The 24,989-nt window shown below is 17.9% G+C and carries 24 protein-coding genes and 2 tRNA genes; 7 read left to right on the top strand and 19 right to left on the bottom strand.

Features of this window, described 5'->3' with window-relative positions; all coding sequences use genetic code 11:
• Position 1: 1 nt before the first annotated feature.
• Together trhO and GJT83_RS00805 are read right to left on the bottom strand one after the other, a co-directional pair.
• Positions 2-964 (bottom strand): oxygen-dependent tRNA uridine(34) hydroxylase TrhO, encoded by a 963-nt coding sequence (gene trhO / locus GJT83_RS00800; RefSeq protein ID WP_168892567.1) that lies wholly within the window; start codon positions 962-964, stop codon positions 2-4.
• Between the two features lie 21 nt (positions 965-985).
• Positions 986-1,069, bottom strand: a tRNA-Leu gene (locus tag GJT83_RS00805).
• A 142-nt stretch (positions 1,070-1,211) separates the two neighbouring features.
• On the opposite strand from GJT83_RS00805, the gene GJT83_RS00810 reads away from it, so the two are divergent.
• The 3 genes from GJT83_RS00810 (at position 1,212) to aroC (ending at position 3,407) form a co-directional block, all read left to right on the top strand.
• Positions 1,212-1,287: transfer RNA gene (locus GJT83_RS00810), tRNA-Asn, on the top strand.
• Positions 1,288-1,380: 93 nt separating this feature from the next.
• A complete protein-coding gene (gene prmB, locus GJT83_RS00815) occupies positions 1,381-2,325 on the top strand; it encodes a 50S ribosomal protein L3 N(5)-glutamine methyltransferase (protein WP_168892568.1) in 945 nt (314 codons plus the stop codon).
• A gap of 5 nt (positions 2,326-2,330) precedes the next feature.
• Positions 2,331-3,407 carry a chorismate synthase gene (gene aroC / locus GJT83_RS00820; RefSeq protein WP_168892569.1) on the top strand — a complete coding sequence of 359 codons (1,077 nt, stop codon included), beginning with the start codon at positions 2,331-2,333 and terminating at the stop codon, positions 3,405-3,407.
• Here the strand turns inward: aroC and GJT83_RS00825 are convergent.
• Entirely contained in the window at positions 3,404-4,009 is a 606-nt protein-coding gene (locus tag GJT83_RS00825; RefSeq protein WP_168892570.1) for a peroxiredoxin C, read from the bottom strand. The two genes, aroC and GJT83_RS00825, sit on opposite strands and share 4 nt — an antisense overlap.
• 132 nt (positions 4,010-4,141) lie before the next feature.
• Between GJT83_RS00825 and yajC the strand changes: the two genes are divergently transcribed.
• Genes yajC through secF form a run of 3 tightly spaced genes read left to right on the top strand, consistent with a single transcriptional unit; the run spans position 4,142 to position 7,325 of the window.
• Positions 4,142-4,486 carry a preprotein translocase subunit YajC gene (yajC, locus tag GJT83_RS00830; protein WP_168892571.1) on the top strand — a complete coding sequence of 115 codons (345 nt, stop codon included), beginning with the start codon at positions 4,142-4,144 and terminating at the stop codon, positions 4,484-4,486.
• Positions 4,487-4,510: 24 nt separating this feature from the next.
• Positions 4,511-6,337: a protein translocase subunit SecD gene (secD, locus tag GJT83_RS00835; protein ID WP_168892572.1), complete on the top strand. Its 1,827-nt coding sequence runs from the start codon at positions 4,511-4,513 to the stop codon at positions 6,335-6,337.
• A 40-nt stretch (positions 6,338-6,377) separates the two neighbouring features.
• The gene (secF, locus tag GJT83_RS00840; RefSeq protein WP_168892573.1) at positions 6,378-7,325 is read left to right on the top strand and encodes a protein translocase subunit SecF; all 948 of its coding nucleotides are present in this window, start codon (positions 6,378-6,380) and stop codon (positions 7,323-7,325) included.
• 87 nt (positions 7,326-7,412) lie between these two features.
• Here secF and rsmC read toward each other — a convergent pair whose 3' ends face one another.
• Genes rsmC through GJT83_RS00865 form a run of 5 tightly spaced genes read right to left on the bottom strand, consistent with a single transcriptional unit; the run spans position 7,413 to position 11,855 of the window.
• A complete protein-coding gene (gene rsmC / locus GJT83_RS00845; protein ID WP_168892574.1) occupies positions 7,413-8,435 on the bottom strand; it encodes a 16S rRNA (guanine(1207)-N(2))-methyltransferase RsmC in 1,023 nt (340 codons plus the stop codon).
• A 9-nt stretch (positions 8,436-8,444) separates the two neighbouring features.
• Positions 8,445-9,278, bottom strand: a complete 834-nt coding sequence (locus tag GJT83_RS00850) for a symmetrical bis(5'-nucleosyl)-tetraphosphatase (RefSeq protein WP_168892575.1) — start codon at positions 9,276-9,278, stop codon at positions 8,445-8,447.
• A gap of 24 nt (positions 9,279-9,302) precedes the next feature.
• Complete coding sequence (gene apaG / locus GJT83_RS00855; RefSeq protein WP_168892576.1) at positions 9,303-9,680, bottom strand: Co2+/Mg2+ efflux protein ApaG; 378 nt, start codon at positions 9,678-9,680, stop codon at positions 9,303-9,305.
• A 12-nt stretch (positions 9,681-9,692) separates the two neighbouring features.
• Entirely contained in the window at positions 9,693-10,496 is an 804-nt protein-coding gene (gene rsmA, locus GJT83_RS00860) for a 16S rRNA (adenine(1518)-N(6)/adenine(1519)-N(6))-dimethyltransferase RsmA (RefSeq protein WP_168892577.1), read from the bottom strand.
• A 60-nt stretch (positions 10,497-10,556) separates the two neighbouring features.
• The gene (locus GJT83_RS00865) at positions 10,557-11,855 is read right to left on the bottom strand and encodes a peptidylprolyl isomerase (RefSeq protein WP_168892578.1); all 1,299 of its coding nucleotides are present in this window, start codon (positions 11,853-11,855) and stop codon (positions 10,557-10,559) included.
• Between the two features lie 196 nt (positions 11,856-12,051).
• On the opposite strand from GJT83_RS00865, the gene djlA reads away from it, so the two are divergent.
• Positions 12,052-13,011, top strand: a complete 960-nt coding sequence (djlA, locus tag GJT83_RS00870) for a co-chaperone DjlA (protein WP_168892579.1) — start codon at positions 12,052-12,054, stop codon at positions 13,009-13,011.
• 1 nt (position 13,012) lies between these two features.
• On the opposite strand, the gene acpS is transcribed toward djlA, so the two are convergent.
• The 11 genes from acpS to miaA all read right to left on the bottom strand — a co-directional run bounded on the left by acpS (position 13,013) and on the right by miaA (position 24,988).
• Positions 13,013-13,399, bottom strand: coding sequence for a holo-ACP synthase (acpS, locus tag GJT83_RS00875; RefSeq protein WP_168892580.1), 387 nt, complete (start codon positions 13,397-13,399; stop codon positions 13,013-13,015).
• Between the two features lie 44 nt (positions 13,400-13,443).
• Positions 13,444-14,277, bottom strand: coding sequence for a GTPase Era (gene era, locus GJT83_RS00880; protein WP_168892581.1), 834 nt, complete (start codon positions 14,275-14,277; stop codon positions 13,444-13,446).
• Positions 14,278-14,303: 26 nt separating this feature from the next.
• Positions 14,304-14,981 (bottom strand): ribonuclease III, encoded by a 678-nt coding sequence (rnc, locus tag GJT83_RS00885; protein ID WP_168892582.1) that lies wholly within the window; start codon positions 14,979-14,981, stop codon positions 14,304-14,306.
• Positions 14,982-15,017: 36 nt separating this feature from the next.
• Complete coding sequence (lepB, locus tag GJT83_RS00890; RefSeq protein WP_168892583.1) at positions 15,018-15,962, bottom strand: signal peptidase I; 945 nt, start codon at positions 15,960-15,962, stop codon at positions 15,018-15,020.
• A gap of 28 nt (positions 15,963-15,990) precedes the next feature.
• Positions 15,991-17,781 carry a translation elongation factor 4 gene (lepA, locus tag GJT83_RS00895; protein ID WP_168892584.1) on the bottom strand — a complete coding sequence of 597 codons (1,791 nt, stop codon included), beginning with the start codon at positions 17,779-17,781 and terminating at the stop codon, positions 15,991-15,993.
• Positions 17,782-17,832: 51 nt separating this feature from the next.
• Entirely contained in the window at positions 17,833-19,878 is a 2,046-nt protein-coding gene (locus tag GJT83_RS00900; protein ID WP_168892585.1) for a M3 family metallopeptidase, read from the bottom strand.
• A gap of 98 nt (positions 19,879-19,976) precedes the next feature.
• Positions 19,977-20,717, bottom strand: coding sequence for a 23S rRNA (guanosine(2251)-2'-O)-methyltransferase RlmB (gene rlmB / locus GJT83_RS00905; RefSeq protein ID WP_168892586.1), 741 nt, complete (start codon positions 20,715-20,717; stop codon positions 19,977-19,979).
• Positions 20,718-20,861: 144 nt separating this feature from the next.
• A complete protein-coding gene (locus GJT83_RS00910) occupies positions 20,862-22,154 on the bottom strand; it encodes an adenylosuccinate synthase (RefSeq protein WP_168892860.1) in 1,293 nt (430 codons plus the stop codon).
• Positions 22,155-22,417: 263 nt separating this feature from the next.
• Positions 22,418-23,056 carry an SPFH domain-containing protein gene (locus tag GJT83_RS00915; protein WP_168892587.1) on the bottom strand — a complete coding sequence of 213 codons (639 nt, stop codon included), beginning with the start codon at positions 23,054-23,056 and terminating at the stop codon, positions 22,418-22,420.
• Positions 23,057-23,316: 260 nt separating this feature from the next.
• Positions 23,317-23,898 (bottom strand): SPFH domain-containing protein, encoded by a 582-nt coding sequence (locus GJT83_RS00920; RefSeq protein WP_168892588.1) that lies wholly within the window; start codon positions 23,896-23,898, stop codon positions 23,317-23,319.
• 142 nt (positions 23,899-24,040) lie between these two features.
• Entirely contained in the window at positions 24,041-24,988 is a 948-nt protein-coding gene (miaA, locus tag GJT83_RS00925) for a tRNA (adenosine(37)-N6)-dimethylallyltransferase MiaA (protein ID WP_168892589.1), read from the bottom strand.
• Position 24,989 lies beyond the last annotated feature (1 nt).

Here is a 24,989-nt window from a genome sequence, read left to right on the forward strand (position 1 = left end):
TTTAACGAGAATTAATCTTATATTTAAAATAAATATTTATACATTTTTCACTACAACAATTATGATATTTATCCTTACACGAAGAACATTGAATAAATAATAAATGACAAAAATTATTTTTACAATTTGTATAAATATCATAATAATTATTACATTGATAACAATGTGAAATAATATCTTTAGTTACTAATTCACTCATTCTATTATCAAAAACAAAATTTTTTCCTTTAAATTTTATAGGTAAATTATTTTTTTTAGCATCATTAATATAACCTATAATTCCGCCTTTAATATGAAAAATATTTTTAAAATTATTATATATTAACCAAGAAGTAGCTTTTTCACAACGAATACCACCTGTACAATATAAAATAATATTTTTATTTTTATATTGTTGTAAATTATATAATAATGTTGACATTTGTTCTCTAAAATTATTTGCTGGTCTAAATATAATAGCATTATTAAAATGACCTATTTTATATTCATAATAATTTCTTATATCTATAATAACAGTATTATTACAATCTATCATTTTATTTACTTGATAAGCATTTAAATATTTACCTACAATTATAAATTGTAAGAAATTAAAATTTTTTATACCATCATTTATGATATTTTTTTTATTTATAACTCTTAAAACCCAAAATGCATTTTTTTTATTTTCTATTGCCGAATTTATGTATAAATTTTTTAATTGTGGATGTAATTTATATAAAAAAAATTTCATTATTTCATAAAAATAATTAGGTATACTAATTTGTGCATTTATTCCTTCATAAGAAATATATATTCTTCCAAAAATATTTATAGTATTAAATAAAATATAAATATTATTACGAAATTCTAATGGATCATTAATAAAAAAATATTTATAAAAAGATATAATTTTTCTTTCTTCATTATTTTTAAATATAATTTTTCTTAATTTAGAATTAGATTCTCTATTATGTAATAACATAAAAATTCCTTAATAATTCATTACCGAAGATCGGATTTGAACCGATATATCATAAATGATAGTTGATTTTGAATCAACTGCGTTTACCTATTTCGCCACTTCGGTAAAATAATTCTTCATATATTAATTTATTTTAACATAAAATTATCTATTAATATTTATTTAAATTATATAAAACTTAAATATTTTTTATAATTTTCTTGACAAAAACATATTTTTAATAATAAAATTATTTTAATTATGATATTCCTCTGTAGTTCAGTTGGTAGAACGGCGGACTGTTAATCCGTATGTCACTGGTTCGAATCCAGTCAGGGGAGCCAATAAAATAATATAATTATATTATTTAAATCTTTTTAAATAAAAATATAATTTTTAATTTTAATAATTTTATATTTTTTCTTAGTTAATTTTTTATGCATATAAATTTAAAAAAAATTCTTAAAATAGAAATTATTAATGAACTTTTATCTATAAAAGATATGATTCGTTGGTCAACTAGTTGTTTTAGTATATCTAATATATGGTATGGACATGGTACTAATAATCCTTTAGATGAATCTATTCAATTAATATTACCTATATTAGGATTACCACCATATATATTAAATAATGTATGGGATGCAAAATTAACTTTACAAGAACGTAAATTAATATTTAAATTAGTATCAAAAAGAATAAAAGATAGAATTCCTATAGTATATTTAACAAATAAAACTTGGTTTTGTGGTCATGAGTTATATATTGATAGAAGAGTATTAATACCTAGATCACCAATATCTGAATTAATTAATAATAAATTTCAATTTAATGGATTAAAATTAAATTTTACTCCTAAAAATATATTAGATTTATGTACTGGAAGTGGATGTATTGCTATTGCTTGTGCATATTTATTTCCTAAATCTTATATAGATGCTATAGATATTTCTTTAGATGCTATTAATATTACTGAATTTAATATTAAATTACATAATTTAGAAAATCGTATTACTCCTATTCATAGTAATTTATTTGAAAAATTACATACTTCTTATTCTTATGATTTAATAATAGCTAATCCTCCTTATGTTGATAAAAATGAATTAAATTTTTTACCTAAAGAATATTCATATGAACCACAAATAGGATTATTATCTGAAGATAATGGATTAGATCTTATTAATAAAATTATAATAAATTCTTTTTTTTATCTTAAAAAAAATGGTATTTTAATTTGTGAAGTAGGAAATAAAATGAAATATATTATAAAAAAATATCATTTTATAAATTTTCAATGGTTAAAAATAAGAAATGGTGGTATAGGAATATTTAAAATAGATCGAAATATAATAGAAAAGATAAGAATAATTCAGAGGTAAAATATATGTCAGGTAATAGTATTGGTACAATATTTCGTGTTACTACATATGGAGAATCTCATGGAATCTCTTTAGGATGTATTATAGATGGAGTTCCACCAGGTTTTCCATTAAAAGAAAATGATTTACAAAAAGATTTAGATAGAAGAAGACCTGGAAATTCAAAATATACTTCTCCAAGAAGAGAATTAGATATAATTAAAATTATGTCTGGAACATTTAATGGTTTAACTACCGGAACAAGTGTTGGTCTTATGATTAAAAATATGGATCAGAGATCACAAGATTATAATAATATTAAAAATATTTTTCGTCCTGGACATGCTGATTATACATATAAAAAAAAATATGGTATACGAGATTATAGAGGTGGAGGACGTTCTTCTGCTAGAGAAACAACTATGCGTGTTGCTGCTGGAGCTATTGCAAAAAAATATTTATTTATGAAATTTAATACTAAAATTAGAGGTTATTTATCACAAATGGGAAATATTGTTTGTGATTTTGAAAATTGGTCAGAAGTAAATAATAATCCTTTTTTTTGTCCTAATATTAATCAAATACAAAATTTAAAAAATATGATAAATCATTTAAAAAAAACAGGTGATTCTATAGGTGCTAAAATTACTATTATTATAGAAAATGTACCTGTAGGATTAGGTGAACCAGTTTTTGATAAATTAGATGCAGATTTAGCTCATTCTTTAATGAGTATAAATGCTGTTAAAGGTGTAGAAATAGGTGATGGATTTAAATCTATAACTACATTAGGTAGTCATTATCGTGATGAAATTAGAGCTAATGGATTTCAAAGTAATCATTCTGGTGGAATTTTAGGAGGTATTAGTACAGGACAAAATATTATTATTAATTTTGCTATGAAACCTACTTCTAGTATTTCTATTTTAGGGAAAACAATAGACATTAATAATAATGAAGTTCAATGTACAACACAAGGAAGACATGATCCCTGTGTTGGTATAAGAGCTGTTCCTATAGGAGAAGCAATGGTAGCAATAACATTATTAGATCATTTATTAAGATATCGTGCACAATGTTCAGACGTTTTTTTAAAAGATTAATATAGTTGTTGTATATTATTAGTTAAATAATCTGAAATACCTTTTGATGTAGGTATTATACTTTTTTTACCTTTTTCCCATTGAGCAGGACAAACTTCTCCATATTTTTCATAATGTTTTAAAGCATCAATCATTCTTATCATTTCATTAATATTTCTACCAAATGGTAAATCATTTACTAATTGATGTCTTATAATACCATTTTTATCTATTAAAAATGAAGCTCTTAATGCAATTCCTAATTCAGGATGTTCAATACCATATTTTTGTTGAATTTCTTTTTTAAGATCAGATACTATTGTAAATTTTATTTTTCCAATTCCACCTTTTTGAATTGGAGTATTACGCCATGCATTATGAGTAAATTGTGAATCACATGAAATACCTAATATTTTTACATTTCTTTTATTAAAATCATTATAATGATTATTAAATGATATTATTTCTGAAGGACAAACAAATGTAAAATCTAAAGGCCAAAAAAATATAACAGTAATTTTATTCTTAGAATATTCTTTAAAATTAAAATTATCAATTATTGAACCATCATTTAAAACAGCTGAAGCATTAAAATCAGGAGCTTTTTTTGTAACTAAAATCATAATAATTTCCTAAAATTTTGTTTGATCAAATATAATTTTTTGTGTTATTTTATACAATATTTAGTTATCATTCAATTAATTATTTTTAAATATAAAAATAATTATAATTTTAATTATTAAGGAATAAAATAAATGAATTTTTTCATTTCTAATATAGAAGCAGCTACACAAAATGACATACATTCTAAAGAAAATATTATTTCTTTATTTATTATGATTTTAATTTTTGGTATAATATGTTATTTATTAATAATTAAACCTCAAAATAAAAAAAATAAAGAACAAAAAAAATTAATAGATTCTCTTACTAATGGAGATGAAATATTAACAACAGGTGGTATTATTGGTAAAATTATTAAAATTTCAGATTATGGATATATTACTGTTTTAGTAAATAATAATAATCAAATTCTTATTAAAAGAGATTTTGTTGTTTCAATTATACCAAAAGGTACTGTAAAAAAATTTTTTTCATAATTTATTATTAATAGGAATTTTATTGTGTTAAATAAGTATTATTGGTGGCAATATATTCTGATAGTTTTATTTATTATAATTGGAATTATATATTCATTACCAAATATATATACAGATATTCCTATTATACAAATTAATATTTCTAATAAAAATTTGTCAAAAATAAAAATTTTAGAAAATATTAAAAATAAATTAAATGTTAATAGAATTAGTTATAAAAAATATTTAATTAAAAAAAATAATATTAATATTATTTTTTTTAATATAGAAAACCAATTACAAGCATATAAAATAATTAAAGAAAATTCTAATAATAAATATAGTGTAATAATAAAATTAATTTCAACTATTCCAAAATGGTTATCTTTTTTAAAAGCTAAACCAATTAAATTAGGATTAGATTTAAAAGGTGGAATATATTTTTTATTAAGAATTAATAATGATTATATTTTTCAAAAATTAAGAGAACAAAACATTACAGATTTAAAATTAATATTAAATAATAAGAATATTTCATTTCAATTAAAAAGATTAAATAATTTTAATTATAAAATTATTTTTAGTAATAATGTAATAAGAAATAAAGTATTTAATTATTTAAAAAATAAAAATAATAATTTTGTTAATTATATTATAATTAATAATGGTTTATTAGTGTCTATGAAAAACAAATGGTTTTTAGAATTAAAAAAAGCCATTATAGAAAACAATATAGATGTATTACGTAAACGAGTTAATCAAATAGGTATTTCTGATTCTATAGTACAAAAAAAAGGAATAGATAATATTATTATAGAACTTCCTGGAATACAAAATCTTTCAGAAGCAAAAGAAATATTAGGTAGTACAGCAACATTAGAATTTCATTTAGTTGATAATAATATAAATAATATTCAAAATAATAATTTTTCTTATTATTTATGGAAAAATAAAATTCCTCTTTTTTTAAATAAAAAAATAATAATAGATGGATCTAATATTATTCATTCAAATATTAGTAGAAGTGAATATAATCAACCTCAAGTAAATATTTTTTTAGATGATAAAGGTGGAAATATTTTATCTAAATTTTCTGAAAAACATATTGGAGATAACATTGCTACAGTATTAGTAAATTATATAAATAGTGATAAAAAAGATAAAAAAGGAAATTTTATACAAAATAAAAAAGAAGAAATAATAAATATAGCTACTATAAAATCAAAATTAAATAATAGTTTTGTAATAACTGGATTAAAAAATATAAAAGAAGCAAAAAATTTATCAATTTTATTAAGATCTGGTTCATTAAGTGCACCTATACAAATAATAGAAGAACAAAATATTGGTCCTTCAGTTGGTAAAGAAAATATTAAAAAAGGAATGAAAGCTTGTATTATAGGTATTTCAATATGTATTATATTTATGATATTTTATTATAATATATTTGGTATAATTGCAGTTATTGCTTTATTTATTAATTTAATTTTTATTATAAGTTTACTTTCTCTTTTACCTAATGCTACATTAACAATGTCAGGTATTGCAGGAATAGTTTTAACATTAGCTATTGCCATAGATGCAAATGTTTTAATTAATGAAAGAATAAAAGAAGAACTAGATAATGACATATCTATTCAAAAAGCCATAGATTATGGTTATAAAGGAGCATTTTCTAGTATTTTTGATGCTAATATAACAAATTTAATTATTTCTAGTTTTTTATATAGTTTAGGTTCTAGAGAAATACAAGGATTTGCTGTTACTACTTTTATTGGTATTTTAACATCTATGTTTACTTCTATAATTATTACTAGAGCAATAGTAAATATTATTTATGGTGGTAAAAAAATAAAAAAATTACCTATTTAATGAATTAATAATTTTATTATTATGGAGAATATTAAATAATATGTATTTTTTTTTTAAAAAAATAACAAAAATTAAACAAAACACAATAAAATATTATGATTTTATGAAATGGAATAACTATGCTTTAGTTATTTCAATAATTTTAATTATATCTTCTATAATTATTATATCATATAGAGGTTTAAATTGGGGAATAGATTTTACAGGTGGTACAATAATAGAATTATATTTTAAAAAACCAATTAATAAATTAAATAATACTAGATTATTAATTCAAAAATTATATTCTTCAAAAATTGAAATTAATTTAATAAATAATAACCATAATTTAACTATTAAATTATCAAAAAATAAATATATTGTAAAAAATAATCAAATAATTGATCCAAATTTAATAAATTTAATACAAAATTTATATAAACAAAAATTTATAATAAAAAAAACTGAATATATAGGTCCTAATATAGGTAAAAATTTAATTTTATCTGGTATCGCTACTATAATGATTGCATTAATAGGTATATGGACTTATGTAGGCTTACGTTTTGAATGGTATTTAGCATGTAGTACAGTAATGTCATTACTACATGATTTAATTATTACTATGGGTATAATTTCAATTTTTTATATTGAAATAGATCTTTCTATTATTTCTTCACTTATGTCTATAATTTGTTATTCACTTAATGATAGTATTGTTATTTCAGATAGAATACGTGAGAATTGTCATAAATTAAGAAAAAGTAATATTTATTATATTATTAATTTATCAATTAATCAAACTCTTAAAAGAAGTATTATTACTTCATTAACAGTATTAACTATGATATTTATTTTATATATTTTTGGAGGAATTATATTAAATAATTTTTCTTTAATTATGTTTATAGGGGTAATTTTTGGAACTATATCTTCCATATATGTTGTATCATCTGTAGCATTAAAAATGGGTATGAATATTAATCATATGATTGATTATAAAAAATAATCATTTTAAATTATTATTTTATCAAAAAAATAAGTTTAAATATAATTTAAACTTATTAAGTTAAACTTAATTTTTATATTAAATTAATTAAATATTTTTAATACTATATACAGTAAAACTTTTATTTTTACATAAAATATTAATTTTAAAAATTTTTTTAAATAATTTTAAATATGGTAAAAAATTATTTGCAACAAAACGAAGTTCTCCACCATATTTTAAATAATTTCTTGCATTATAAATAATTTTATATATTACATCTAAAGAATAATGTAATCCTATATGAAAAGGTGGATTAGATATAATTAAATCAAATTTTTTATTAATATTAGAATATATATTACTAGGAAATACATATGTATTTTTAATATTATTTATAAAAATTGTTTTTTTACTTGAAGTAATAGCATTAGAATTAATATCTATTAAAAATAATAAATAATTTTTATTTGTAGTTCCTCCTATTATTGTAGAAATAATACCAGAACCACAACCAATTTCTAATATTTTTCCTTTTATATTATTAGGTTTAATAGTAGAAATCAATAATTTACTACCATAATCTAATTTATTAGAACTAAATACACCAGGTAAGCTACTAATAATATAATTTTTATAAAAATAATTTATCCAATAAAGATTTTTATTAAAAAATATTTTTTTTTTTAAGAAACCATAATAAATACTACATTTTCTTGCATTAATAATTTTATTAAAATTAATATTATTAAATTTTTCTATGTTTTTTATTTGATTTATTCCACTATTATTTTCTCCTATTATATAAATATCACTATTTATTGATAAAATAGATAATATATTTTCTAATAAAAAAATTGATTCACTTTTATTTTTTGACCAAAAAAATAAAAGTGTATTAAATTTATTTATTAATAAATTATCAACTAAATCATAATGTACTTTATTTTTTAAAAATTTTTTTAACCATATATAATAATCATATTGATGAGTATTGACAAAACTAATATAAGTATTTAAATAAATTGGTATAGAATCTCGAATATTACCAGAAAAAATTACATTACGATTTATAAATTTATTTTTAAATTTATGTAAAATATATTTACTAATAGGTAATAATTTAAACATAAATTTATATTAAATTTTACAATTTTCTGTATATAATTTTTTATCTTCCCAAGATAACATTGTTAATTTATTTCCCCAACAACAACCTGTATCTAATCCCATTATATGAGAAGGTGTATATCTACCATTTAAAGACGACCAATGTCCAAATAGTATTGTATATTTTTTATATATATCATTTGATATTAAAAACCATGGTTTTAATAATTTAGATACATTTTCAGGTTCTTCTTTTATTGTCATTTCTAATGTTCCATCTGGATAACAATATCTCATTTTTGTTAATGAATTTATAATAAAATTAAAACGTTTAAATCCTGTAAGTTTATTATGATTCCAATCATTAGATTGATATTTTTTATTAGACATATAAGAAAAAAAAATTTTATTATTTTTACTTATTAAAATATTTTCTACTTCATTTGAAAAAGATTTAATCATATTAATATTATTCCATTGTGGAGTAATACCTGCATGTGTCATTATAATTTTTTTTTCTCTATCTATTTGTACTAAAGGTTGATATTTTAACCAAGTATCAATAATAATAGAAATTTTTTTATCTGCTAATAATTCTAATATTTTTTTATCATATATAGTACCTGTATTTGTTATACCTGAATGTAAAGCTATTAAATATAAATCATGATTACCTAAAACTAATTTTATAGATTCTTGAAAATCATATAAATAAAATAACATTTTATCAGAATCAGGACCACGAGCAATAATATCCCCAGTTAACCATAATTGATCTTTTTTATAATTAAAATTAACTTTATTTAATAAAGATAAGAATTCATTATAATAACCATGAATATCTCCAATAATATAAGTAGTCATATAAGTTCTTGTATTTAAAAAAAATTAATGAATATAAGTTTTAATTGCTAAACGAAATACAGGAATATCTACATGAAAAATATTACTATTTTCATCTATCATAATATAATGTCCTTGCATAGTACCAATAGGTGTTTCTAAAATAGCCCCACTAGTATATTTAAAATCATTTCCAGGTTTTATATAAGGTTTTTTACCGATAACTCCTTCACCATGTATTTGAATTTTTTTACCATTACCATTTGTTATTATCCAATAACGACTTATTAATTGTAATAATTTTTTTCCTAAATTATTAATAGTTATCGTATACGCAAAAACATAACGATTAGATTTAGGAATAGATTGTGATTCTATATAAATACTATTTACTTTTATATAAACTTGAGATAATGATTTCATAGTTTATATCCTTTATAAGGAATAGTTATTTAATTCTAAATATTGAGCTAATTGACAATATTCTGATATTGAAACATTTTCAGCACGAATTTTATAATCTATACCAAATAGATTTAATTCGTCTACAGAAAATATATCTTTTAAACTATTACGTAATATTTTTCTTCTCATACTAAAAGCTTTTTGTACTATTTTTTTTAATAAATAAATATTATTTAATTTATAAGGATTTTTTTTATATGGTTTTATATATACCATATTAGAAAATACTTTAGGAATAGGATAAAAAGATTTTGGATGTATTTCTATTAAAGACTTTATCCTACAATAAAATTGTGCCATAATACTTAAACATCCATAATTTTTTTCACCAGTATTAGCAGTCAAAGTATTTACTACTTCTTTTTGCATTATAAAATTCATGTCTTTTATATTATCTATATAATTGTTAAATAAATGAAAGATTAATGTAGTAGCAATATTATAAGGTAAACTACCAAAAATACGTAATTTTTTTTTATGTTTTTTTATTAAAAGATTATAATTAAATTTTAAAGCATCATCTAAATAAATTTTAATTTTAGATTCTATTATTTGTTTATTATACATTAAATAATGTACAAAATTTTTATCTATTTCAATAATAGAAATACAATTATTATATTTTATCATAGGAATAGTTAATGCACCTAATCCTGATCCTATTTCTACCATTATATTATGATGTTTAGGATTAATAATAGAAATAATTTTATTAATAATATATTTATCCTTTAATAAATGTTGTCCATATCCTTTTTTAAGAAAAAATTTCATTTTATATTTTCTATAATATTTTTTAAATAATAAAATATTAATTAATAATTTAACTATTAATTAATATTTTTTATTATTATTTAACATATTATTTATATATACTCCATTTAAATATGTAAAAAACCAATGATTTAATTCTAAAACAAATCTTTCTTCCATAATTATTTCTTTTGCTTTTTTTTTAAAAAAATGATTTTTTTTTGAAAAATCTTTTATTTTTATTAATTTTATTAAATAAAAACCATCAGGTTGTTCAATAATAGGACTAATTTCATTTATTTTTAATTTATTAATAATATTTTGTATATTAAAAGAAAAATATTCTAAAGAAATTAATTTATTATTAGATTTAGATTGTATTAATTTATTTTCTTTAGAAAATAAATTAATTGCTTGTTCAAATTTTATTTGATTATTAATAATAAGATCACGAATATTTTTTATTTTATTAATTAAAAATTTTTTAGTTAAATTATTTTTTTTGATAAAAATATATTTTATTAAAAATTTTTTTTGTAAATTATTTTTAATTTTTAAATCATTAATTCTTAATAAATAAAATCCTGAATCTAAATATATAGGACCTATTATATCTTTTACTTTTACTGAATTTAAATAATTAATAAATTTATCTGGTAAAAGATCTTTTGATTTCCAACCTAAATCTTGTTTTTGAATATTATTTTTATTATAAAAATCTACATTTTTTTTATTACATGACAAAAAATTAATATTTTTTAATTTATTAATAAGTATTTTAGTTAAAAATAATTTTTTATTAAAATCATTTTTTAATAAATTTTTATTTATTGGTATATAAAATATAGTAATATCATATTTTATTGTATTTTTATTCTCTATAGAGAATAAATTTTTTAAAGAATCTATTTCTTCATCAAAAATAATTATTTTATTTTTTATTTCTTCAAATTTAATTAAATTAATAATTAATTCTCTTTTTATAAAGTTATAATATTCTTCATAACTTATTTTATTATTTATAAGTTCCTTATTAAAAATATTCATATTAACATTAAAATTTTTTATTGTATTTTGAATAATGTTATTAATATTATTATCTGGTATATAAATATTGTAATTTTTACTTATTTGCAAAAAAATATTATTAAGAAATAAATTTTTAATAAATTCTTGATTTATGATATTAAAATCATTAAGTAAATATTTATTTTTTTGATTATCAAATAAATTCATTAAATTAAAAATATCTTTTTTTGTAATCATATCATTATTAATAATAATTCCTACTTGATCAATATTTTTAAATGAAGCATAAACATTACTATAATATAAAAAAGAAAATAAAGTTATAATAAATACTAATTTTTTAATTCGCATCTTTTTCCCATTTTTAATAAAATTTTAATTAAAAAATTTTATTTTTTACTATAAATAAATATTTAATTAAATAATAATATTTCAAATATTTATTATATAATATAATATAAAATGAATTATAAATAGTAATATTTATTAAAATATATTTATATTATTAAATAAAATTTTAATTTTTCATATATTTATTGAGGAATATATGTCTTATTGGGGTAGATTAATTGGTTTTTTCATTAGTATTATGTTTGGAAATAGTATTTCCAGTATAATATTTGCTATTATTATAGGTTCTATAATAGATAGAATAAATGAAATTTATAATAATCAATATTTTAATGATGAAAAATTAATAAAATTATACCGCCAAACTATTTTTGAAGTTATGGGATATATTAGTAAATCTAAGGGATTTATTAGTATGAAAGATATTCAAATAACTTCAAGTTTAATGAAAAAAATGGATTTAAATAAAAAAGATATCTTATTTGCACAAAATGCATTTAATAAAGGTAAAAAAAATGATTATCCATTAATTCATAAATTAAATAACTTATATGAAATATTATTTAATAATAATAATAATAATGATTTATTAGATCAATTTATAGAAGCTCAAATAAAGATAGCATTTATCAATGATTATTTAAATAATAAAACAAAAAAAATATTATATACAATATTTAATGAATTAAACATATCTGAAGAAAAAATAAAATATTTTATAAATACATTAATTTTAAATAATTCAGTAAAAGACTTTTTTTTCAAAGATTTTTTTAAATATTATAAACATAATCAAAATTATAATTATTATTATAATTTTTTTGATAATTTTAATTATTATCATAATAATGATTATAATCAAGATTATAATAATAATAATTATAATAATAATTATAATAATAATTATAATAATAATTATAAACAAGATGATGATTATAATCGATTAAATATTGATAAAGCATATAAAATATTAGGAGTAAATAAAAATGATAGTATGTTAAAAATTAAAAGAGCTTATAGAAAATTAATGAGTAAATATCATCCAGATAAATTAATATCAAAAGGATATTCTCCAGAAACATTAGAAAAAGCTAAAATAAAAACACAAAATATACAAGCAGCATATAATTTTATAAAAAATAAAAAATTTAATTAAATTATCCTTCAATTATAACAATTGCACAAACATATTTTTTTTCATCAGATAATGAAATATGAATATTTTTATATTGCATTTTATTTACAATATTTAATGCTTGATTAAAAAATTTTAATTTTGGTTTACCATTTTTATTACTATATAATTCAAATTGATTAAAAAATATTCCATTAGTAAATCCAGTATGTAAAGCTTTTACAGCAGATTCTTTAATTGCAAATCTTTTAGCTAAATAATAAATATTATGTTTATTATTATTTTTAATATAATAATTCCATTCATTTATAGAAAGAATTTTATGTGCAAAACGATTTTTGAATTTATAAAAAATCTTTTTAATCCTTTTAATTTCTACAATATCAATTCCTATTCCAATAATTTTCATATTAAATAAAATTTATTATTAATTAATAAAATAAATATAAAAAATTATTTTAATTTAATCCATACTTTTAAAGTAATTTTTTTATTTAAAAAATTCTCTATCTCATTTTGAGATTTACTTATTATAAAATTTATAATTTTAGCATTTTTACCTATTAATATTTTTTTTTGACTTAATCTTTTAACATAAAGTAATATAATTAAATTATTTATTAAAACTTCTGAATTTATAATAAATGGTTTTACTTTTATTTTTACTACATAAGGAAGTTCATTATGAATATATTTTAAAATATATTTTCTTATTATTTCAGAAATAATTAATTCTTTAGATTGATTTGTAATATATTTTTTTGGAAAAAAATGATTTTTTTTAGGTAATATTTTATATATAATATTATGTATATTACTGATATATAATGTATTTTTTGCTGAAATCATAATTAAATCAATAAAAGATATTTTATTTTTAATAAAATTAATATGTGGTAATAATACTGTTTTATTAAAAATTTTATCTATTTTATTAATTATAATTATGATTGGAATAGAAATATTTTTAATAATTTTTATTATTTTTTCTTCTATATTATTCCATTTATTTCTATCTAAAACTAATAAAATTATATCAAATTTTTTATTTATAAATAAATTATGAATAATATTATTTTTATTTATAAAACCAGGAGTATCAATATATTCAATTTGATAATTATTATAATTATATATTCCAGTAATATTAAAATAAGTAGTATTTATTTTATGAGATGTAATAGAAATGTTTTTTCCCATTAATTTATTTAATAAAGTAGATTTTCCTACATTAGTTCTACCTAATAGTAAAACTCTACCAAAATAAAAAGATATTGTTTTATTCAATTTTAAATTAACACCTATTTTATAAATTAAATTCCTAGTTTTACTAATGCTTGTTCTGCTGCTGATTGTTCTGCTTTACGACGACTAGAACCTATTCCTGTTATTATTTCTGATATACCATTAATTTTACACTGAATAGTAAATTTTTGATTATGAACTTCACCATTAATTTGTAATATAAAATAATATGGTAATGGTAAATGTGATCTTTGTAAATACTCTTGTAATCTTGTTTTAGGATCTTTTTGATTATTTCCTGGAATTATTTTTTTTAATCTTAATTTATACCATTTTAATATAATTTTTTCTACAATTTTAATATTACTATCTATACAAATGCTACCAATTAAAGCTTCCATAGTATCTGCTAAAATAGATTCCCTATTATATCCTCCGTTTTTTAGTTCTCCTGGTCCTAATAATAAATATTCACCTAATGTAAATTCTCTAGCAATACTAGCTAATGTATTACCTCTAACTAAAGTAGCTCTCATACGACTCATATTACCTTCATTTACACTAGGAAATTTATTATATAATTCTTTAGCAATAATATAACTAAGTATAGAATCACCTAAAAATTCTAATCTTTCATTGTGTTTACTACTTGCACTTCGATGAGTTAAAGCTTGATATAATAAATTTTGATGGTTAAAAATATAACCTAACTTTTGTTGTAATTTATTCATCATAATAAAATTCACATAATTATATTCTTAATTTTTATATAAAAATTAATATTATTTAATTTCTTTTACTCTAGAAAAATGTAGTTCAGTTGGCCATTTACTTTCTTTTTTATCTAAACTCATCCAAATCCAAACAGCTTTACCTAATAAATATTTTGTATGTACAAATCCCCAATAACGACTATCATAACTATTATCACGATTATCTCCCATAACAAAATAACTATCTAAAGGTACTATCCATGTATAATTATCTTGATTTTTTTGATGATATATTTTCAAAGATTCTTTAGTTATTTCAGGAGAGACTAAAATTATATGTGATAAATTATTAATTTTTTCTGTATATTCAAATAATCTTAATTTTAAACTTTCATAAATATTTTTATTATGATTTTTTTTATTTAAATTTTTTTGATTTATATTAAATACTTGAAAATAATTACTTTTTTTTAAATTACTATATTGAATAATAAAATTATTTTTTACGTTAATATTATTTTTATCTTTAGGAAATAAAAAAATTTGTTTAATTTTTGCATTATATATAATTTTATCTCCTGGTAATCCTATAATTCTTTTAATATAATTTACTTTAGGATTTTTAGGATAGTTAAAAACAATAATATCTCCTCTTTTAGGATTTTTATTTTTTATAATAAAATTACCATTAAATGGATTTTTTATTCCATAAAAAAATTTATTTACTAAAACAAAATCTCCTGCAAGTAAAGTTGGCATCATTGATGATGATGGTATATAAAATGGTTCATATAAAAAAGAACGAATTAAAAAAACTAATAATATAACAGGAAAAAAAGATCCTATTTCTTTTATCCAATACTCCTTTTGTTTATTAAGATTATAAGAATTTAGATTTTTATTATATTTTTTCATAAAAAAATTATATAAAATTTTTATTTTATAAAAAAACCATATAAAACCAGTTATTAACATACTAAATATTAGTATTAATTGAAATATATTATTGTTCATATTATCCTTAGTAATAGTAATAAATAATTTATCTTGTTATTTTTAATACAGCTAAAAATACAGTTGATGGTAATAAAACATTACCAATAACTTTCATTTTTTTTTTACCTTCTTTTTGTTTTTGAATTAATTTTTTTTTACGACTAATATCTCCTCCATAACATTTTGCTATAACATTTTTTCTAAGTTGTTTAATAACAGCGCTAGTAATAATATTTTTTCCTATAGCGGCTTGTATTTTAATATCAAATTGTTGTCTAGGAATAAGTTTTTTTATATTTTCTACCAATAAATTACAATAATAATAAATTTTATTTTTATAAGTAATAGTAGTTAATGCATCAACTTTTTTTTGATTAATTAATATATCTACAGATACTAAATTAGATTTTTTAAATTTAATAAAATGATAATTTAATGATGCATAACCACTAGATATTGATTTTAAATGATCAAAAAAATTAATTATAACTTCTAACATAGGTATTTCATATATTAATAATACTTGATTAGTATGATAAATCATATCAATTTGTATTCCATTTTTTTCTGAACATAATTTCATTATATTACCAATATATTTTATAGGAGATAAAATATTACATTTAGCTATTGGTTCTCTTAATTCTTTAATTTGATTTATATTTGGAAATTTAGATGGATTATCTGCATAAATAATTTTATTATCTACTGTTTCTATTTGATATTTTACTGTAGGTACAGTAGTAATAATATTAATATTATATTCACGTTCTAATCTTTGTTGTATAATTTCCATATGTAATAAACCTAAAAAACCACATCTATATCCAAAACCTAATATATTAGAATTTTCTGGTTCAAAAAATAATGAAGCATCATTTAAACTTAATTTTTTTAATGCAGTACTAAATATATTATAATTATTTAAAGCAGTAGGAAATAAACCAGCATATACTTGTGGTTTAATTTTTTTAAATCCAGATAATATATTATTAGATGGATTAGAGTTTAATGTTATAGTACTACCTATTGGTAATTCGCTTATATTTTTTACACCAAAAATTATCCAACCAACTTCTCCACAATTTAGTTCTGTTAGTTCTACTTGCTTAGGAGTAAAAATACCTAGTTGTTCTACAAAATATTTCTTTTTTGTATTCATAACTATTATTTTATTTCCTTTACTAATTTTTCCATTTTTAATTCGTATTAATGATACTACTCCTAAATAATTATTAAACCAAGAATCTATAATTAATGCTTGTAAAGGTAAAGAAGATTTTCCTGAAGGATATGGAATTTGTTTTACTAGTTGTTCTATTATTTCTAAAATACCAAATCCTGTTTTAGCAGAACATTTTAAATTTAATTTTGATTTAATTCCTATAATTTCTTCTATTTCTTTTTGAACTTTATTAATATTGGCATTAAATAAATCAATTTTATTAATAACAGGTAAAACTTTTAAACCCATATTTATGGCAATATTACAATTAGATAAAGTTTGAGCTTCAACACCTTGTACTGCATCTACTAATAATATAGCACCTTCACATGCAGATAAAGATCTAGATACTTCATAAGAAAAATCTACATGTCCAGGAGTATCAATAAAATTTAATTTATATATATTATTATTTTTTGATTTATAATTTAAAGTTACACTTTGTGCTTTTATTGTAATACCTCTTTCTTTTTCTAATTCCATTGTATCTAATACTTGAGACTTCATTTCTCTATTAGACAAACCACCACATAATTCTATTAAACGATCTGCAAATGTAGATTTACCATGATCTATATGAGCAATAATGGAAAAATTTCTTATATTTTTCATAAAAATTTTATATGTATATTATTAATATATAAAATAATAATATAAAAATTATTATTTTTTAAATTTAATTCCTTTATGTATAAGTAAAATATTACTATCTAATTTTCTATTTCTAAATTTTTTAAATAAGATTAAAGGATTTTCAATCTTACTTTGAGATAAAAAAATATCTAAAAATTTTTTTCCTATAGTTTTATTAAATAAATTATTTTCTTTAAAATATAAAAAAGAATCTGCAGCTAATTGTTCTGACCATAAATAACTATAATAACCTGCTGCATATTCTCCCGCAAATATATGATTAAAAATATTTATATATTTATTCCAAGATGGAATCTGTGTAATTGAAATTAAACTAGATCTAATTTCATACATTAAATCTAATATTTGGTTATTATTTTTTTCTGGATTAAATTCATTATGAATTCTAATATCAAATAAACTTAATTCAATTTGTCGTATTATAGATAAAGCAGCATTATATTTTTTAGATTTAACTAAATTATCTATAATTTTTTGTGGCATAATTTTATTAGTTTGATAATGACCAGAAATTAAAGAAATAACTTCTGGTTCCCAACACCAAGATTCCATGAATTGACTAGGAAATTCTACCATATCAAAATCAATTCCATTTATACCAGAGACATTAGGTATATTAATTTTAGTTAAAATATGATGTAATGAATGACCAAATTCATGAAATAATGTTATAACATCATTATGTGTTAATAAAGCAATATTATTAACTGGAGGAGAAAAATTACAATTAACATAAGCAACTGGATATTGTAATATATTATTAGATTTTATTATTCTAGATTGACAAATATCCATCCAAGCTCCATTTCTTTTATTTTTACGAATATATAAATCAAAATATATACTGCCATATAATTCATTTTTATCATCAAAAACATCAAAAAAATACACATTATTATTCCAAACATTAACTTTTCTTTTTCTAAAAGTTAAACCAAAAATTTTATTTGTAATTTTAAACATTCCGTTTATAACATGAAATAATGGAAAATAAGAACGTATAATATTATCATTTATACCATATAAATAATGTTTATATTTTTCTATATAAAATGTTGTATCCCATGGATTAATTTTAGTTAAATTGTATTTATTTTTAATAAATTTTTTTAAATTAGATATTTCATCTTTAGCTTGATTATAAGAATATTTAATTAAATTTTTAAGAAAAGATAAAATTATATTTAAATTTTTAGCTGATTTATTTATAAGAGACTTTTCCGAATAAGAATTATATCCTAATAAATTAGCTAATTTATAACGTAATTTTAATTCTTTAATTATAATAGGAAAATTATTCCAATTTTTTTTTTCATTTTTATCTGATGCTATAGTATTATAAGCATAATATAATGTTTTACGAATTATTTTATTTTCACAAAATTGCATTATTGATGAATAAATTGGCATATCTAAAGTTAATAAATATCCTTTTTTATTTTCTTTTTTAGCATTATTCTTAATATAATTAAGAATATCATTAGAAATACCTTTTAATTCTATTTTAGAAAAAATATTTAATTTCCAATATATAATACTATCCAATATATTATTTTCAAATTTAATACTTAAAAAAATTAATTTATCTATAATTTTTTTATATTGTTTTTTATTTTCAAAAGATAATAAAATACCTGATGATTCAAAATCACGAATAATATTATTAATAGATTTTTTTTCTAGATTATTTAATAAATTAAATTTATTTTTTTTTATAAATATGTAAGCATTATATAATTTTTTATTTTGTTTTATCCATAAATTATATTTAGTAATAATTTTAGTACAAACTTCATATATTTTTCTTAATTCAGTAGTATTAACTACATAATTTAAATGATTTATTAATGAAATAATACGATTAAAATTTTCATCTAATTCTAAAATTGGTTGACAAAAATTTTTCCAATTATAATTTTTGTTATAATTTTTTAATAATTTATTTATTAATAATTTATTATTATTAATAATTTTTTGAACAGTAGGAATTATAAATTTATATTTAATTTGATTAAATGGAGGTAAAATAAAATTCTCAAGAAGAGAGTTATTCATAATAAGATCTCTATTAAATACTAAATAGTAAAAAAATTATTAATATACTTTTTTTAGTTGAATTATTTCGAATAATACATTACATTATTTGTATTATTTTAAAATGAATTTTGTCTTATTATCTCAAATAAAAAAATACCAGTAGCAACAGAAACATTTAAAGAATTAATACCATTAAATAATGGTATATTTAATAATATATCACAATTATGTTTTATAATAGGACGTATACCTTTATTTTCTGAGCCCATAATTATACATATTGGAAAATATATTCTATTATTATAAATAATATTTTTACTTTTATTATCAGCTCCTATTATAGTTATATTATTATTTTTTAATAAATGGATTATTTGAACTAAACTATTTACAAATATAATTGGTAATATTTCTGATGTTCCACAAGAAACTTTTTTAACTGTGGAGTTTAATTTTGATGAATGATGTTTAGGTAAAATAATAATATTAACTTTAGCTGCTACAGCAGTTCTTATGCATGCTCCAAGATTATGTGGATCTGTAATCCTATCTAATATTAGAATAAATGGATTTTTAAATTTTTTAATAATTTTTATTATATCATTTTTATGATATTTAGATTTTTTTAAAAAAATTATACCTAATATTCCTTGATGTACATTATTTTTACTTTTTTTATTTAGCCATTGTCTTGTAGTTTTATAATATGGAATACTATATTTCTTTATATTAATGAAAATTTCTTTTAATTTATTATTACTTTGTTTATTATCTAATATATAAATTTTTTTAAATGATTTTGGATTATTTTTTAAAAGTTCTATTATAGGATAAAATCCAAAAATAATATCTTCCATATTATAAATTTATTTTAATATTTTAGATTAATTATATCATTTAAAAAATAAAAAAAAAAGAGTTATAATATATTATTTTTATATATAATTATATATAAAATATATAATAAAATTACTAATTTTATTTAGATATAAAAAATATCATTATAAAAAATGATCTAAAATAATAACATTATTACGATCTGGTCCAGTAGAAATTATACTTATATTAATATTTGTTAATTCTTCTATTCTTTTAATATAATTAAAAGCTGCTTGAGGTAAATTTAATATATTTGTAATACCACATGTATTTTCTTTCCATCCTGGATGAATTTCATATACTGGTTTTATATGATTCCAATCTTCTTGTTTTATAGGTAAATTAAAAATTTTTTTACCTGAAGAAGTTATATAAGAAACACATAATTTAACAGTATCTAAACCATCTAAAACATCTAATTTAGTTAAACAAAGACTAGTTAAAGAATTAATAATTATTGCTTTTTTTAAAAAAATTATATCTAACCAACCAACACGACGTTTTCTTCCTGTTGTTGAACCAAATTCTTTACCTTTATTAGTTATATGTAAATTATATTTATCAAATATTTCTGTAGGAAAAGGACCAGAACCTACTCTAGTAGAATAAGATTTGACTACTCCTAAAACATAATCTACATGTAAAGGACCTATTCCAGTACCAGTCAATGCACCTCCAGCTATAGTATTAGAACACGTAACATAAGGATAAGTTCCATGATCAATATCTAAAAATGTACCTTGCGCTCCTTCAAAAATAATTTTTTTATTATTTTTTCTAGCTTTATATAAAAAATCACTAACATCTATAGAAATTTTAGTAATATTTTCTGATATATCTAATGTATGTTCTAATATTTTTTTATAATTTACGGAATTACTTTTATAAAAATAGATTAATTGAAAATTATAATAATCAACAATTTGTTTTAATTTTTTAGCAAAAATATCTTTATTAAATAAATCATCTATACGTAATGCATATCTAGATATTTTATCTGTATATGATGGACCTATACCTTTTCCAGTAGTACCTATCAATTTTTTTTTAAGAAAATTTTCTTGAGCTAAATCCATAGCAATATGATACTCTAAAACTAATGGACACATAGTAGATAAAAATAATCTATTTTTAATTTTAATATTTAAATTTTCTAATTCTTTTATTTCACTTAAAAGATTATTAGGAGATATAACTACTCCATTACCTATAATAGTTTTAACATTTTTATGCATAATCCCAGAAGGAATTAAATGTAAAATAATTTTTTTTTCATTAATTATAATTGTATGTCCTGCATTATTTCCTCCTTGATAACGTACAACATAATTTACATTTTTACTAAGTAAATCTATAACTTTACCTTTTCCTTCATCTCCCCACTGAACACCTAATATAATTATATTTTTATTCATAATAATAGAATTATTAATTAATAAATTATATTTTATCATTTTAATATTTAAAGTAAATCATTTAATTTAAATATTATATATTTATTATTAATTATTAATTATTAATATTTTATATTTTAGAATTTAATAATTTATCTAATATGAATTATTTATTTTATTATTAAAATATTTTAATTTTTTATATAAAATAATTTATAAACAAAAAATATTTTTTTAAATAATTATTTAAATTTTTTTAATAAATTTATAAATTATATTAAATGTTATTTTAATGTTTTAATTTTTTTATGGTTAAAATTATAAAATATATTTTTTAATATATCTTTAGAAAAAGAAACTTTTTCAATTTTAATATCAATAATATCTATTCCCATGTTATTCATATTATTAATAATAGTTTGGTTATTATTTTGAGAAATTAACTTAGAAATAAAATTTTCTTTAATATTTTTAATTTGATTATTATCATAATTTGATAGACTTTTTTTTAAAAAATTACTAGAATGATTAAATATTTTTTGAATATTTAATTTATCAATATCTAAATATAATTTATCACTAACTTGTCTTTTAAGTATAATTTCAGTATGAATTAAATTTCCTCCAGTATTTAAATAATAAAGTTTATAATCTTTTATTTTCCATATTATATAAACATGAATTATTAAATCTTTTTTATTTTTTAAAATAAATTTGTTAATTTGAAAATTAGTACTGAATAAACTAGAATTTAAAATTTGAATATTATTAAATAATGGAATTTTAAAATGAAATCCTGGTTTATATATAGTAATAATATTATTATACGAATTAATACCTACATATCCTTCATTAATAATGAATATAGATAAATATAAAAAATTTAATATAATAATTAATAAATAAATCAAACATTTACTCATTTTTATTTCTTTTAAGGAAAATTAGATTTATATAAAATATTTTTCAATATTTTTTATCTAAAATTTTATTTTTGTTATTTTAAAATTGAATAGTTCTTATATATTTTAAATATTATATATAAAATATTTTTTAATTATTTTTATTTAATTTTACAATATTAATTGTATTATATAAGTTAAAAATAATCTATTACATATTAAAAATATATTTATAAAGTATCAATATATTTTTATATTATGTTATGCTACTTATATATTTTTTATTTTTTTTGATAAGGATAAAAATTATTTAATAATTTTTGCTCTTCTGTAGGAAGAGTAATATTGTCAATATAAATATCTAAAATATTAATACCAAAATTATATTTTTTTATTATTACTTGTAGTTTATTTTTAATTTCATTACTAATTATATTATCATTTTTAGTTAAAAGATCATTTATTGTTACTTTACCTATTAATTGATTAATAATACTATTAATAGATTGATAAAACATAAATAAAAAATTTTTTTTAGAAAGTATATATGCTACTGGATTAGAAATTTTATATTCAATAATTATTTTCATATTAACTAAATTTAAATCTGAAGTTAATAGCATATTATTTATAACTGTTTTTTTTACAGAAATTGTATTTACAAAACTTACTTTATCTAAAAAAAGATATTTCCAATGTAAACCTGGAGAAACTACATTATATATTTTACCTAATCTAACAATAATACATTGATTTGTATTTTTAACTATGTAAAATCCATTGACAAAAAAATATAGACAAATAAATGATAAAAAAATAAAAAAATTTTTTATATTTGTTTTAGTAGAATTATTGTTATTCATATTATTTTAATTATTATTAAAAAATAAAAAATTTATTTTATTAAACAATTTAATAAAATTATAGAAAAGATATATAATAATCTATATCATAATTTTAACTAATTATAAAATTATTTTTATAAAAAATAAAAAATTTATTTAATTATAAAATAAAATTATTTTTATTTATAACTTTTGCAATAGAATTATATGCCAAATTTAAATTTTCACTATTTAACCAATGTATATTATTCCAATTTCTAAGCCATGTTAATTGTTTTTTAGCTAAATGACGCGTAGATAAAATTATTTGATCAATCATATCTGTATAATTAATTTGATTTTGAATATAATAATACATTTGTTTATAACCAATACAACGCATTGAAGGAAAATTAATTTGTAATTTTTTATTATAAAAAAGATTTCTTACTTCTAATTCAAAACCAAATTGAAACATTTTTATTAATCTTTTATTGATAGCATTATATAAGTTTTCACGATCATAATAAGTTATTCCAAATTGATATAGTTTATAAGGAATTTTATCTCTTTTAATTCTTATAAGTTTACTTAATGGTTGTCCTGTTAAAAAAAATACTTCTAATGCTCTTAAATTTCTTTGTAAATCAGAAGGATGAATTTTATTTGCTGAACATAAATCTATTTTATTTAACATATCATGTAAAGATTTATATTTATTATTATTTTTAATTTTATTAATAATCATATTACGTATCTGAATATTAGCAGATGGTAAAGGAGAAATTGGATCAATTAATTTTTTATAGTAAAACATACTACCACCAACTAATAATGGAATTTTACCTTTTTTTATAATTTTTTTAATAATTGTTAAAGATTCATGATAAAAATCAAATACTGAATAATATTCATGTGGTTCTTTAATATCAATTAACCAATGTTTTGTATAAAAAAAATCTTTTTTATTTGGTTTAGCAGTACCTATATCCATCCCTTTATATATTAAAGAAGAATCTACACTTATTAATTCAATAGGAAAGTTTTTAGATAATTTCATTGCTAAATTAGTTTTACCTGAAGCTGTAGTACCCATTAAAAATATTACTGGTGGTAATTTATTATTCATA

It is taken from the genome of Enterobacteriaceae endosymbiont of Plateumaris pusilla, assembly GCF_012562765.1.
Lineage (GTDB): Bacteria > Pseudomonadota > Gammaproteobacteria > Enterobacterales > Enterobacteriaceae.